The 13,929-nt window shown below is 44.2% G+C and carries 12 protein-coding genes; 6 read left to right on the plus strand and 6 right to left on the minus strand.

Going from position 1 to position 13,929, the window contains the following annotated elements; translation table 11 throughout:
* Positions 1-6: 6 nt before the first annotated feature.
* From MED92_RS07240 to MED92_RS07260, 5 genes are all read right to left on the minus strand, one after another.
* On the minus strand, positions 7-1,236 hold the full coding sequence (locus MED92_RS07240; protein ID WP_007020870.1) for a polysaccharide pyruvyl transferase family protein: 1,230 nt from the start codon (positions 1,234-1,236) through the stop codon (positions 7-9).
* A gap of 9 nt (positions 1,237-1,245) precedes the next feature.
* On the minus strand, positions 1,246-2,061 hold the full coding sequence (locus MED92_RS07245; protein ID WP_238321497.1) for a CpsD/CapB family tyrosine-protein kinase: 816 nt from the start codon (positions 2,059-2,061) through the stop codon (positions 1,246-1,248).
* 7 nt (positions 2,062-2,068) lie between these two features.
* The gene (locus MED92_RS07250) at positions 2,069-3,343 is read right to left on the minus strand and encodes a hypothetical protein (protein ID WP_162010858.1); all 1,275 of its coding nucleotides are present in this window, start codon (positions 3,341-3,343) and stop codon (positions 2,069-2,071) included.
* Positions 3,344-3,636: 293 nt separating this feature from the next.
* Positions 3,637-5,106 carry an undecaprenyl-phosphate glucose phosphotransferase gene (locus MED92_RS07255; RefSeq protein ID WP_154715149.1) on the minus strand — a complete coding sequence of 490 codons (1,470 nt, stop codon included), beginning with the start codon at positions 5,104-5,106 and terminating at the stop codon, positions 3,637-3,639.
* Between the two features lie 130 nt (positions 5,107-5,236).
* Positions 5,237-5,854, minus strand: a complete 618-nt coding sequence (locus tag MED92_RS07260) for a hypothetical protein (protein ID WP_007020874.1) — start codon at positions 5,852-5,854, stop codon at positions 5,237-5,239.
* A 523-nt stretch (positions 5,855-6,377) separates the two neighbouring features.
* Here MED92_RS07260 and MED92_RS07265 point away from each other — a divergent pair.
* From MED92_RS07265 to MED92_RS07290, 6 genes are all read left to right on the plus strand, one after another.
* Entirely contained in the window at positions 6,378-6,989 is a 612-nt protein-coding gene (locus MED92_RS07265; RefSeq protein ID WP_007020875.1) for an XrtA/PEP-CTERM system exopolysaccharide export protein, read from the plus strand.
* Positions 6,990-7,008: 19 nt separating this feature from the next.
* Complete coding sequence (locus MED92_RS07270; RefSeq protein ID WP_007020876.1) at positions 7,009-8,280, plus strand: hypothetical protein; 1,272 nt, start codon at positions 7,009-7,011, stop codon at positions 8,278-8,280.
* Between the two features lie 74 nt (positions 8,281-8,354).
* Positions 8,355-9,242, plus strand: coding sequence for a UTP--glucose-1-phosphate uridylyltransferase GalU (gene galU, locus MED92_RS07275; protein ID WP_007020877.1), 888 nt, complete (start codon positions 8,355-8,357; stop codon positions 9,240-9,242).
* 242 nt (positions 9,243-9,484) lie between these two features.
* Positions 9,485-11,119 (plus strand): glucose-6-phosphate isomerase, encoded by a 1,635-nt coding sequence (gene pgi, locus MED92_RS07280; protein WP_007020878.1) that lies wholly within the window; start codon positions 9,485-9,487, stop codon positions 11,117-11,119.
* A complete protein-coding gene (locus tag MED92_RS07285) occupies positions 11,120-12,391 on the plus strand; it encodes a nucleotide sugar dehydrogenase (RefSeq protein WP_007020879.1) in 1,272 nt (423 codons plus the stop codon). It begins immediately after the preceding gene.
* A 211-nt stretch (positions 12,392-12,602) separates the two neighbouring features.
* Positions 12,603-12,974, plus strand: a complete 372-nt coding sequence (locus MED92_RS07290; RefSeq protein ID WP_162010859.1) for a VanZ family protein — start codon at positions 12,603-12,605, stop codon at positions 12,972-12,974.
* Between the two features lie 153 nt (positions 12,975-13,127).
* Here MED92_RS07290 and MED92_RS07295 read toward each other — a convergent pair whose 3' ends face one another.
* The gene (locus MED92_RS07295) at positions 13,128-13,751 is read right to left on the minus strand and encodes an SH3 domain-containing protein (protein ID WP_007020881.1); all 624 of its coding nucleotides are present in this window, start codon (positions 13,749-13,751) and stop codon (positions 13,128-13,130) included.
* Between the last annotated feature and the right edge of the window lie 178 nt (positions 13,752-13,929).

Raw genomic sequence — 13,929 nt, forward strand, 5'->3', positions numbered from 1 at the left:
GAATACTTAACCGGCACTCTTAATGAATGAACAAATATCATTCATTTGCTGCTCTGCTTTCTCCATAACACAAGGAACTCTAGATAAGAGCTGTTGCTTTGTCATAGAACGGATTTTCCATGAATCTAACAATCCAACCAACAGGTCTTTAAGATTCATCACTCTAGCATCAAGTACCATATGCCCTTGATTTACTGTCTCAAATACGCCAATTGATTTATCACTGTAAGCAATATTAACTACTGGTACACAGGTACTTAAAGCAGCTATTGTTGAATGCATCCGCATGCCACAAAACCACTCTAATTGAGAAATAACCTGCTTTGCCATAGATTCATTATAGTTATCATCAACCTCAACGATACTTACGCGGTCTTTATATTTAACATTAAGACTTTCCTTTAAATCACAAGCTGCTTTATAGTCACACTCATTTGAATATTCGCTTACAACATGAGGAACCAGCACAATATTCTCAGAAGTTGTTTCACATACTTCCTTGATAAACTCCATCAACAGCCGCTTATAATCTAATTTTATCCCAAACCTTTCAGGCTTATTATTATAAACCAGACCACTTACATTTATACCTATACGAGCATCAATTTTAGGTTTATACCCCTCATCCTTTTCCAAAAGAAATGCAACATCAACTCCTTTTTTAATTCGTTTGGGATCAAAACTTTCCCCTAAAATTTCCTTTGCGTATTCGAATGACCTTTCATCTCTGAAATATGCAAGAGATACTTTTTCCAGAACGTATCTTACCTTTTCAAGGCTTTCCTTTTTACAAAAAGGCCCTAATGTCTGAGGCAGCAATACAAGAGGCTTTGAGTTTTCTAATGCAATTTTTTTCGGATAAAAAATGCCATTAAACCTCCGATCACCATAAATATCCGTAAAGCTATCTCCACCACTAATATCTAGAACAGCATTAGCATCTAAAAAGGTTTTTGCCCTTTCATTCCAAAGCCCGTTACACTTTGCACTAAGATATATATTTAAATAATGATTATTTTTATAAAAGCGTTTGCCATTTGAAACTCCCATAACAGTGCAAAACTGCCCTTCCCTAACTTCGTACCCTCTTTTTTCATAAATATCACCATAACTTAGAATAGTTGCATTTATACCCTGCTTTCTTTCATATACACCCATAACAGTTGCACGACATAAAGCAGATACCCCAAGATTACCTGTATTAGGAGCGCAACCTGCAACAATTACATTTTTCATATTCTTAACTCAATATACATAAACTTTTCTATGATCAACTTCCTTATTAAGCACTGTACCTAGCAATGGTTTTTCTTTTGCAATAAGCATAGAACTTTCAATCTCTTCGCGTGTATTTTTTCCACTTTCTACAACCAATAAAGAGCAATCAACATAGGGAAGGAATACCATCACATCATCTGATACCAGTAGTGGTGGCAGGTCATAAATCACAATCCTTGACTCGTACCTATTCTTTAGCTCTTCTGTTAATGCCTTCACCTTGGGTGATGCAAGCTTTTCAGATGAATTCAGCATACGCTTTCGTCCAGGGATAATAGAAAGGCGTTCAACCCCTGGGTTAATTAACATTTCCTTTACACTGACATCATTCTCAATATAATCCTGCACCCCATATTCGGGCTCTATAGAAAAGTATTTATGTAGTGACGGTTGGCGAAGGTCCATATCAACAATAAGCACCGTCTGATTCACTTCCATCGCAATGCTCATCGCCAAATTAACCGTGACTAATGACTTGCCAGCCCCTGGTGTCGGGGCGGAAATAGCCAGACTGTTCCAATTATTATCGCGTAATTCTTTTAATACCTTTGCTCTCAACATATGAAACGGCGTTGAGCGAGGGTCTTCTTTATTCTGTGCAATGACCCGATTCGCGGTTAACGTTTCATTAGAAACATTAACAACTTTAGTCGTTGTATAAGTAATCGACTCGTGACCACTGCTATCTGCTTGAATCGGTTTACGGCTAACCTGCTCAATCTCTTTTTCAACGAGCTGATTCTGTTTAGCGTGTTTAACTACATCTGCAATTGTTGCCATCATCTATCCCTTACGACACGCCTAATTTATACATCAGTTTGTACATCAACATATCCAGAGGCTGGTACAAAAAGTGAGTAGCAATAACTATCGATACAAACCCTAATAAAACAGCGATTATTGCCTTTATTTTCCGATTTCGCTGACGCTGTAGCTCCTCCTCAGTTTCAATAACGCCTATCACGACCAGCGGCGCATGCCCTGTAATCATCTCGATTGAATTAGCCCCTCGAATCGATTTATCCATAAACGCTAAACCAATGACTAGGCCCAGAGGTAGAAACAAAGAAGCAGCAAATCCTGCAGCAAGAAACTTCTTGCGATCCGGTTTATATGGTTGATCTGGAAGTAATGGCGGTTCCAGTATCGAGAAACGTTCTGCTTTCCTACCTTGCTCTAGGCTTTCAGCCATCTGAGCTTGCATAGTGTTACCAACTATCTGATCATATTGCTCTTTTACTGCTTCATAATCCCTGTTTAAACTCAGCAAGCCTCTTTCAACTTGAGGTATATTGATGATCCTCTGCTGAAGGCTTGAGATCTGCTCATCAATCTTTTCGCGCTGCTCTACTAACAATGCAATCTGGCTTTTTGCAGCAGTTATCTCCTGCCTGACTAATGAGTTTGCCGTTCTTCTGGGTGCTGCAGTTTTTAATTGATCAATCTCGCTTCTTAAGGTAACCAGATCGGGATGGCTCTCTGTATACTGCACTGAAAGCTCGTCATATTTTTTACGTAGATTATTTAAGCGCACCTGTTGTTCAGAGATGCCGCCCGACGACCGCGTCTGAAGCTCTAATAATGATTTTTGGCTTTTTACAGTTTCTAATTGTCTGGCAACTTCAACCCTAGAATTTTGTGCCCGCTCTAACATCGACATGTAAAGATTTAGATGTTCCGGCAGCGATTCTTTGAACTGTAATTTATAGTCGGCTATTGCCTGTTCTGTACCTGCTAACTTTTGCTTAAGTTTTTCCGCCTCATGCTGTAAAAAATCGGTTGTTTCTGAAGCTCTAGCCGTTCTAGCTTTGACATTTTCATCTAGGAACAATGTCACAAGGTCATTTGTGACCGATTGCGCAACTGAGGGGCTAAGTGCATCGAAAGCGACTTTGAAAGCAATAGTTGTTGCATGCCTTCGTCTTGAATTTTTATTTCCGCTTATTAATTGCACGGTAATTTTGCTGCGCATATCCGATACAAGATCAGAAATTAGTGGGCTTCTGACCCCATCTTTTAATGAAGGGTGTTTATTTGCGATCTCCAGGAGTTTATCCCTTGTCATCACTCGCTGTTTAATGATCTGGATTCGTTCAGCCGCGATTGAAGTGACCGTAGAGCGTACTAGATCATCGGGTATTTGTTGGGTTTCAACTAACACGATACCTTCAGAGCGATATACTGCTGGGATAATTGAAACCACTATGGAAGCGAGCGCAGCAAGCACAACTACACCCAATACAATCCACACTTTGTATCGTGAGAGCGCAGCTATATAGTTAGTAGGGATTTGCAATTGATCGTCTTCGTCGTACGACACACTTAATTCCTTTTATCCAAAATACCCAAATAATTTTGTTAATAAGCTCGGCTATTAATTAACGTCAACGCAGTGCGGATCATAATCATAATATCCAGCGATACAGACCAGTTGTTGATGTATTCAAGATCACTTTCAACACGTTTACTCATCAGTTCCAACTCCTCTGTTTCACCGCGAAGCCCACGAACCTGAGCCAGGCCTGTAATGCCCGGCTTAATGCGGTGCCTACAGAGATAGGCGTTAATTTGTGTAGAATAAATCTGGTTGTGTTGAACCGCATGAGGCCTGGGCCCTACCATTGACATGTTACCGATCAGCACATTAAACAACTGCGGCAGCTCATCGATACTGGTTTTACGAATAAACCGGCCGACTGGCGTAATGCGATCATCATGACGGGTAGCCTGGGTCACCTTATCCGGTTCTTCCTGATGAACCTTCATGCTTCTGAATTTCCAGATCATGAACTCTTTGCCATCCCAGCCTGTGCGCGGCTGCCTGAAGAAAACCGGCCCAGGCGATGTCAGCTTTATCGCCAACGCGGTCCCGAGCATCAGCCAAGACAATGCCAATAAAGCAATTAGAGCCAATACCTTATCCACAACCGCTTTTTTTAGATGATGGGTACCAATTAATGGTGTTTCTGACAGGGTCAATACTGGATAACCTGCCAGTTCTTTAACACTCGGATTAATTAACTGCAGTTCATGAATATCAGGTATCCAATGCACATCAACATTCAGCTCCATCAGCTCTTTATAGAGGTCCTGAACCAAGGCCAGATTATTAAAAGGCAAAGCCAGATAAACTGAACGAATGTCATCATTGCGAATAATCTCTTTCGCTTTATTTATTGAGACATTGCATAGAAAATTATCGGGTTCGCTCAGGCTAGAGAGTTCAATACACGCGGAGACTTTCTCTCTGACCCACGGATTGTTGTTTATTCTTGTTTTCAACCTATTAGCAAAGACCTGATCACCTATGACCAACGCATTAACCTTTGCTTTTGATGAACGAATCAGATGAAAACGCCGCAGAAAAAGATGCGAGAGCAACTGCAAGGTAAACGCAGCAACCGAGAACGGTAGGATAAAATCAGGCGCCAGCCCATCTAATGCTTCGAGCAGATAAATAAACGCCAGTGAAATCGCCAGTGAGAAGCACCAGGCTTTAAGAAGATCGAAGCTTTTGCCTAAATTTGAACGATTTTTACGATAAATACCCATTCCATCGTAAATAACCGCCATAGAGCCCATTAACAATAGAACGAAAATCACATGGCTATAGAGCAGTACGCCCTGAGTGTACTGAACAAAGCCAACAAACAGACACAATACCAAAAAGGCATCCAATAGCGCCTGAAACATATTGGTCAGGGAATTCCTCCGCTGTAATAACGGCCGTCCCACCTTAATCATACCTTCAATATCTTCCATGTATCCCTTTGCCACATTATGTGATCCATCTGGAAGGGAGCCTCCCCCCAACCAATTTTCCAACACCGACACTTCCTAAACCGGCTAATCAGAATAATGCACTTATATTACAAATTATGCATTTATACCTTTCGCTTAAACGCAGAAAAGAGGGCATGAAGCCCTCTCTTTTGTAAAACGCTTAAAGCTATAGTAATTAGGACACCTTACGGCGCGCAGAGAAACCTGCGAAGCCTAGCAGAGCCGAACCGAATAGCAGCGCCGCTGCTGGCACTGGCACTGGAGAAAGATTACTGACAGTAAGCTTGGAACCTACTACATCATCATTCACATCAACAACACCAATAACATAAGTCACAAAACCATCAGCAATCGCAGTCCAGCTAAATGAACCTGTCGACAATGCGCCATCATTCAAAACAGTCGCCAGTAGCGGTGTAATCAGGCCTGACTGACTCAGAGACACGAAGGCAAAGTCATTGTAAGTAATACCAGCAGCAGGCTCATCAGACTCCCAAATCCAATCAAAAGTGATTGACTGGCCAGCCTTTACATCAGCTGTATATTTAATTGCTGAGCCTTCTACCACATCAAGACCTGATGCAGAATCTAGGTACCCAGGGAGAACACCTGCAAAATTTTCCAAATCAGCCTGACTGACACCTGTCACTGCTGAAGGGCTATAACCACTGGATACCACATAGTCCCCACCAATAGTAGAAACATCACCAATGGATACTGCAGCCGCATTCACACCCACGGCGGCACACGTCAAAAGAGCGCCTACTAAAACCTGTTTAACTTTAGAGAACATTTGTTAACTCCATTCTTTTTAATTTTCTTTATATCGCAGCTGTTTTGCAAACTGCTCCACAACTCATATTCCTGACACAACAGGCATAGCAAACCACGTACCAACTAAAAAAAAACCTTAAAAATCAAGAAGAAAAAACAAAAAATTAGACTATTAACCAACCCGCCTCTTTTTTTAGTGACCATATCCACCACGCCATGTAAAAAAAGCCGACAGCAAGCCACTCCCTCATTAGAGTTACTGTCTACCCAACTCTGTTACTGACGCTTTTTGTTAATAGCTGCATCTCCCACTCAAACAAAACAAGCACTTAGCGTCACCAGCACCGACGTCGGTTTTTTTTACATTCCTACTGTCGGTTTTTTTTACATTAGAAAAAGATTATAAATCTGCCTAATTTCTACTTTACACGAGGTTAAATTTGCGCAGAAAATACAGCTATTCTTTTATCGCACGCTATATTCGGGCCGGAAGAAATACGCAGGATTCGCGCCCCATCAGGGTTAAGCAAAGGACAATTGCAATGAATAAACGCTCAACACTACTCACGTTCGCGCTAATTAGCCTGGCTGGCTGTACTTCAACTAAACAAACCTTTGTCGCTCCTGAGGCATATAGTGCTCCGGCTTCCGCATATGCAATAGGGAATGGAGACAGACTTGATATCCGGGTCTGGCGAAATCCGGACCTTTCCGTTGTCACACCAGTCCGACCTGATGGCATGATATCTGTGCCACTAGCAGGTGAAGTGCAAGCAACTGGTAAAACTGCAGAAGAGCTTAAAGCGGAAATTAGCAGTAAACTTAATGACTATTTAAAACAGCCGAATGTGACAGTCATTGTCACCGAAGCTAATAGCATTGCCTTTACACAACGGGTGAGGATTACCGGAGCCGTGGGCAATCCGTCCTCAACGCCATGGCGCCAGGGCATGACCGTGCTGGATCTGGTTTTACTCGCAGGAGGCTCCACCGAATTTGCCGATGAAAACAAAGCACGCCTTTATCGTAAAACACAAGACGGGATCCAGACCTACCCCATCTACCTGGAAGACATTTTCAAACAAGGCAAACTAGAAACTAATTACGAGCTAGCGCCGTCTGATATCGTTTCCGTTCCTGAACGCTTCTTCTGATCAGCCTTAGGCATAGCTAATGTTACAGAAAACTATTTCAGCTTTTTTAGGCGCTATAGCTCTAATCCCTCTCTCTAGCGCCATTCACGCTGAGACCGAGTTAGAACTGAAACTTGAATCTGGCTTCAGCAATAACGCCAACAAGACAAATAAAGCAAACGCCATTAAAGAAAGGCAAGATGTCGTTACTGCGCGGATCAAAAGCAGCCGAATAAACAGCACATCCAGTGCCATTGTTGATTACTCAATCGAACATGAGAATTACAGTAAAGATTCTCAGGAGAATGAAACCAATCTTGAGGGCAGTGCAAGCGCTAGATTTAACCTTTCCCCCAACCTAAAGGTCAATTTAAATCACAGCGCCAAACGTCTGATCAACAACCCCTCTGAAACGGCCATAAGTAACAATCTGCAAAACCGAAATATCTTTTCTGCTTCCGTAGACGCTAAATTCCATGTCACCCCGCTCCAGGTGGTTACTGTAACCCCTTCTTTAGCGGCTATTCGATATAGCGACGATAATAATCAGGATAGCGATCGCGCAACTCTTGATATGAGTTGGGTTTGGAGGTTACAAGAAAAAAGCCGAATCAAAATCAACTTGCAGAATAGTGAAATTGACTACAGATCTGCTGCGAACCAAAGCTACCAACAGCTAACCCTCGGCTATGAACGCGAGAACCGGCTACTAACCTACTCTGCTGAAGCTGGAGTCAATCGATTCACGACTAGCTCAGGGAGCAAAAATGGCCCGTATTTCAACCTACAAGCCACATATGATAACCAAGGCCATAAATTTTCCATTAACGCAAGACGTCAGCTTACCGACACCTCATTTGGTAACGGTAATCAGAACCTGACATCATCAAGCAACATAGATAGTGCTGGTACCAACATTGACCAGATCGAGCAGGATTCATTTATCCTCTCCTACAGCTCCAGACTCCTTTGCGTACGTTGCAGCTTCAAAGCACAGACAGAATTTAAAGACGAAACGCATGTAAACAATCCACAAGAGTCATTAAATGAAAGAATAATCGCTTCCAGCATCAGATACTTACTGAATGAACGATCTAACCTAAGTAGTTCTATCAGCTTAAAAGCCACTGAGTACAAGCAAGGCGATAGTCGGGATTTTGATGAGCTTTCAGCACGGCTTGGTTATGAACTCTCTCTTAGCAAAGCCAGTTCATTAGAGCTGTTTTCTGAATATGAAACCAAAGATGCATCACAGCCAATAAATGACTATTCAGAGTTAATTTTCGGTCTGTCTTTTATTTATAGGCTGTAACAAAGCTCTCTATAAACTTAGTTATCATCACTGTAGAATCGTTTAACGTTGTTTACCTCTAACCGGAACATAATATGAGACGTGTTACAAAAGCCGTTATCCCCGTTGCTGGACTTGGCACCCGAGTACTTCCTGCCAGCAAAGCTATACCTAAGGAAATGATGCCTGTTGTTGATAAACCTGTGATTCAACATGTTGTTGAAGAAGCGGTTGCTGCTGGCATTAAAGACATAGTGCTGGTTACACGTTCGGGAAAGGCCTCTGTTGAAGACCACTTTGATTGCCACTACGAGCTCGAAGCAGAGCTGGAGCGCAAAGGCAAGACCTCTATCCTTGAAGCGGTGCGCAATATCATCCCTGCTGATGTATCAATCAGCGCAGTACGCCAGCATAAAGCACTTGGCCTCGGCCACGCGGTATTGTGTGCTTCACCAATTATCGGCGACGAAGACTTTGCCGTACTGCTACCCGACATGCTGATCAATAGCCACGGTTTACCGAAAGCAGACCTGACAGCCATGGTTGAAGCATATCAAGACAGTGGCCACGGCCAGATCATGGTTGAACCGGTGCCGATGGAGCACGTCGATCGTTACGGCGTTGTAGATTGCGAAGGCGTCAGCATTTCAGCTGGCCAGTCCGCGGACATCGCACGTATGGTCGAAAAACCACCTGTTGATGAAGCCCCATCCAACCTAACGATAAACGGTCGCTATATTCTCCCTGCACGCATCATGGAGCTGTTAAAAGACACCAAGCCTGGTGCAGGTGGAGAAATACAGCTAACCGATGCCATGGCTGATTACTTATCTGAAGGCAATCTACAAGCCTTCCATATGAGCGGCAAAACCTACGACTGCGGCAATAAAGCGGGTTACCTGCAAGCTAATGTTGTTTATGGCCTTCAGCACGCCGAAACGGCAGAAAGCCTGAAAGCGTTCATTAAAGAGCTTGATCTTTAAATATTCGAGAATATTTCGCCGCGAGGGCGTGCCTCCAACCACACTATCATGTGGGAGTAACGTTGCTATGCCCCTTGGGTACCTCCGTCGCGATAACCCGTAGCGGGAAGCCCCCTCGGGTCCCCAGTCGTAAATAAGATACCTCTCGTTGTATCAGAGATATCCAGGGAAGGGTTTTACCTGCCAGCCAAAGAGCAGGTAAAATGCCGTATTAGCATTTTGCTACAACTAAGGAACACCTGATGCCTGCAAATGAATCTGTAGCGTGGAACGATCTTCAGTCTCATGCCTACTACATGTCTCAGTCACACATCAGCACTCTGTTCAGAGAAGAGACTGATCGGTTTAGCTTATACACTTTTGAACAGAACAAATTTCTTCTCGACCTATCTAAGCAACGCATTACTGAAGAAACGTTAGCTTTGCTGATAAAACTGGCTGAAGAAAAAGGCCTTCAGCAATGGATTCAGAAGCTATTCGATGGTGATCATGTAAATGATTCAGAAGATAGGCCTGCCCTACACACGGCCTTAAGAACACCTGCAGACAGAATCCTGTCGATCAACGATAAAAACATTATTGACGAAGTTCATAGCAATCTGTCACGCATGGAAGAAATTGTGGAGCGTATCCACTCAGGTCAGTGGCGCGGTTTTACCGGGCATTCAATCGATACCGTTGTTAATATCGGCGTAGGCGGCTCAGATCTTGGCCCGTTTATGGCTTGTAAAGCTTTAGCTGAAAATCAGGCTGATACCGCTAAAAGTCTAAAGATTCATTTTGTTTCCTCAATGGACGGTAGCCAGCTTGCGGAACTTCTTAGTGAGTTGAACCCCGCGCGAACGCTTTTCGTCATTTCCTCAAAGTCATTTACGACAATAGACACACTGGCAAATGCGCAAACGGCAAAAGAATGGCTGAAAAAATCCAGCTACGCAGCCAGCGAAGAGACACTGATTTCTCGCCACTTTATCGGCGTTTCAGCCAATCCAGATAAAGTCTGCGAATGGGGTATACCCAAAAGCAACCAATTAGAGTTCTGGGACTGGACCGGCGGCCGTTATTCAATGTGGTCCACTATTGGGTTACCCATAGCGTTAAAACTAGGTATGTCAGGCTTTAGGGAGTTTCTTAACGGCGCTCATGAAATGGATGAGCACTTTAGAAACGCAGCGTTTTCAGAAAACCTGCCCGTTTTACTTGCGATGGCGGGAATCTGGAATATCAACTTTTTAAACATTAATGCCCACGCGATTCTTCCCTACGATGGCCGTCTCAGTCATATCCCGGCATACCTGGAACAGCTTGAGATGGAAAGCAACGGTAAGTCCGTCGACAGGCAAGGTAACAACGTTGACTATAAGACCTGCCCCATCTTGTGGGGAGAAGTAGGCACAAACGCTCAACACGCTTTTTACCAACTGCTCCATCAGGGAACCGAAGCAGTCATGTGCGACTTTATCGTCGCCGCCAGAAGATATCATGATACGAACAACCCAGAGCTGCAGCATCAGCACCAGCTAAACCTGGCAAACTGCCTTGCTCAGTCTCGTATTCTCGCTTTGGGTGATTCTGTTTTAGAAGGTGCTGAAAGCGCTCCTGCTTTCAAACGCTATAAGGGCAATCAGCCCTGCACTACGATCATGCTGGATGAATTGAACCCATTCTCTTTTGGCCAGCTTATCGCCCTATACGAGCATAAAGTCTTTGTGCAATCGGTTATCTGGGATATCAACCCGTTCGATCAATGGGGCGTAGAGCTAGGTAAAAAAGTAGCGACATCATTATTAGACGCGCTAGGGACAGAAAGAAAGCAACCCGATTTCGACAGCTCAACCAATGGCCTTATTAACAGAATTACAGAGAGAGGCGAGTAAATGAAAGTAACCATTTGGGGCAACGAATTACTCGCCTGGACCGCTGCAGCAGCCTTAGCTGAAAGCGGAAATCATGTTCTTCTTGTAACCAACGAACATGAAGTACCGAACGAAGCCGAAACTGAATTTAAAGTGAGTAATGAGCCAGGCCTGGAACAACTCATTACTGATAGCAAAGCCTGCGGACGCCTGAAAGTTGGATCAGATGAAGAAGGTGTTATCCACGCATCTAATCATATTCTGGCGCTAAACCCGGACCAATTTGTCACAGCAGAACGATTGGTAGCCAGATTAAGCCAAACGCATTCCAGTAATCTATTGATCATTAACCAATCGAATTTTGGTGTGGGCAGCTCTGATCGTTTGCAGAGCCAGATAGGTGAAGCTAATAACCAGGTTATCTGTTATATCCCCGACATGCTCGCTGAAGGTTCCGCACTGCAGGATTACAAATGGCCGCAGACCTACATTATTGGCTGTACTAATGATTGGGCCATGCTCAATATCAAAGCGTTGTTCAGACCTTTCAGTCAAGCCGTTAAGCAATGGATGATTATGACGGCGAAAGAGGCTGAGTTTACCAAGTTTGCTAACACCGGCATGTTAGCCCTACGACTGGGCTATATTAATGAACTAGCCAACCTTGCCGATCAGTTGGAAGTGGATATAGAAGTCATAAGAGAAGCGATGGTTACAGATCCCCGAATCGGTCCTCACTATCTTCACCCAGGCTGTGGCTTTGGTGGCCTGCATTTCCAGCAATACATCGAAGCCCTGTCCGAACTCATGTCAGAAGCACGTAACTCTAAGCTTCTGGACACCGTACTTACGGAAAATGAAAAACAGAAAGAGCAACCGTTCCGTAAACTCTGGCGTCATTACGATTGCGATCTGGAAAACCGCGTAGTAACCATCTGGGGCCTGTCATTTAAACCAGGGACCGCCAGTATAGATAATGCCCCCAGTTTGAAAGTTATCAACACGCTGCTGGCGCAGAACTGCAGGGTTCAGGTGCACGACCCGGAAGCGATGGGTAATATTCGAGAGCATTTTGGCGAGCAGCCAAACTTAGCCTATTTCGACAACGGTTATGACTCCCTGAAGAAATCTGATGGCCTGCTATTACTCACAGACTGGCCTGAGTACTGGTCCCCAGATTATGATGAAATTCTCAATCAGATGAAGTACCCATTGATTATCGACGGCAGAAACATCTTTGATAAAGAGATGCTCGAAAGCCTGGGCTTCATCTACTACGGCGTCGGCCGTTAGAGGTTGAAACCATCGCCACGAAGGCACACCTTCTTTTTTGTGGGAGCGCCGTTGCTATGCCCCTTTGGTACCACCGCCGCGGAAAACTAATCGGCGCATGATGCACCTCCTAAAGGGCCCAATATTGCAGGCGAGGCGCCTCACCTCGATTAATCTTTACCGCGGTAAAGCCCTAGGCCCGCCTCGACAACCCAGAACTGAGAAAGAAAACTTGAACAACTCGTTTACCCAAAAATACAAAACCATCATCTGGGTGATTTTCCTTCTGGCCCTCGCCGCTTTGGCTTACGGTATATTCCGCCCGGCTCCGCCAGAAAGGATCTTTGAAAATTCAGATAAGGTTGGACACTTTATGGCGTTTTTTGGAGTCTCATTTATGGGAAGGCTTGCCCTATATAAGATCCCTGGCTGGACCTACTGGAGCAGCTGGTTTGTACTGGCAGGGTTACTCGAATACCTACAAGGTGTATTACGCCCACTTAGACACTTCTCTATCGAAGATGCCTATGCAAATGCCATAGGCGTACTCATCGCAATTACGGTTTACATTGTGGCAACAAAGATTTCAGAGCGAGCTGAATAGCATCAATCGGCGCGTGGCGCGCCTGCTACACTAGCAAGGCCTAAGGGAGAGGATAGTATTTGCTACCCCCTCTTTCCCTGTAGGAGAGGCTTTTGCTATGCCCTTTAGGTACTAACGTCGATAATCACCCCTAGTTACCTCAATGAAACTCAATTACTTGCTATACCCCACCAGCTGGCAACGATGCCCTTCAAGGCTCACTTCATCCAGCTCATAAGAGGCATCTGCCTTCATTAGGATATGCATAGAATAATCCCCAGAAGATTTCACCACCTGATGCTCTAACGTCTGGTTAACGGGTACAGGAATCATCTCACCATTTCGGGTTTTAGCTACCAGCTCAGCACTGCAGTTAACCTTAATACGCTTCAAACCGGCATCCTGCTTCAATCCATACTGAAGATGAAGATCGCACCCCTGAACCAGCTCAGTGCCCTCCACCTTCTCACAAGCCAAGTCTGCGATGTTATCAGTTAACAGAAGCTCTTCGGGTGTATTTTGCTTAACAACAGCCTTCTCTTCTTTCAAGAAAGAACTGTGCATCCAACCCTCAGTTTGGTTAGCCTGATCTTCGCGCCCCTTAAAATAAATTCGAGTCCATTCACCCTTATCTTCAACCTTAATAACCAAATGGCCTTTGTTGAGCATCAACATGCTCCGGCCATGCAAACCGGGCTTTTCCCGAACCCGAACACTATCCGCGGTAACAACCAGATATTCGACAGCTGAAGCTGAAATAGGGAACAAACAAAATAACGCGAAAAGATACTTATACACCTGAGAAACCTTTCCATGGGTAACGGGATTTAAAAGGATTGTATAGAGGCTTAATGCTGATTTCCAATTCTCCGAAGCGGGAGCTTCTGTGAGAGAGGCTTTTCTATGCCTCATGGTTACCAGCCTAGAAAATCGGCGCAACTACCCGAGGGGCATAGCAAATACAACTCCCACATCA

Source organism: Neptuniibacter caesariensis (assembly GCF_000153345.1).
Lineage (GTDB): Bacteria > Pseudomonadota > Gammaproteobacteria > Pseudomonadales > Balneatricaceae > Neptuniibacter > Neptuniibacter caesariensis.

What these genes read in the sequence shown, in the direction of transcription:
- MED92_RS07240 (WP_007020870.1), bottom strand. Translation starts at nt 1,236, where the DNA reads ATGAAAAATGTAATTGTTGCAGGTTGCGCTCCTAATACAGGTAATCTT.
- MED92_RS07245 (WP_238321497.1), bottom strand. Translation starts at nt 2,061, where the DNA reads ATGATGGCAACAATTGCAGATGTAGTTAAACACGCTAAACAGAATCAG.
- MED92_RS07250 (WP_162010858.1), bottom strand. Translation starts at nt 3,343, where the DNA reads ATGACAAGGGATAAACTCCTGGAGATCGCAAATAAACACCCTTCATTA.
- MED92_RS07260 (WP_007020874.1), bottom strand. Translation starts at nt 5,854, where the DNA reads ATGTTCTCTAAAGTTAAACAGGTTTTAGTAGGCGCTCTTTTGACGTGT.
- MED92_RS07265 (WP_007020875.1), top strand. Translation starts at nt 6,378, where the DNA reads ATGAATAAACGCTCAACACTACTCACGTTCGCGCTAATTAGCCTGGCT.
- MED92_RS07270 (WP_007020876.1), top strand. Translation starts at nt 7,009, where the DNA reads ATGTTACAGAAAACTATTTCAGCTTTTTTAGGCGCTATAGCTCTAATC.
- galU (WP_007020877.1), top strand. Translation starts at nt 8,355, where the DNA reads ATGAGACGTGTTACAAAAGCCGTTATCCCCGTTGCTGGACTTGGCACC.
- pgi (WP_007020878.1), top strand. Translation starts at nt 9,485, where the DNA reads ATGCCTGCAAATGAATCTGTAGCGTGGAACGATCTTCAGTCTCATGCC.
- MED92_RS07285 (WP_007020879.1), top strand. Translation starts at nt 11,120, where the DNA reads ATGAAAGTAACCATTTGGGGCAACGAATTACTCGCCTGGACCGCTGCA.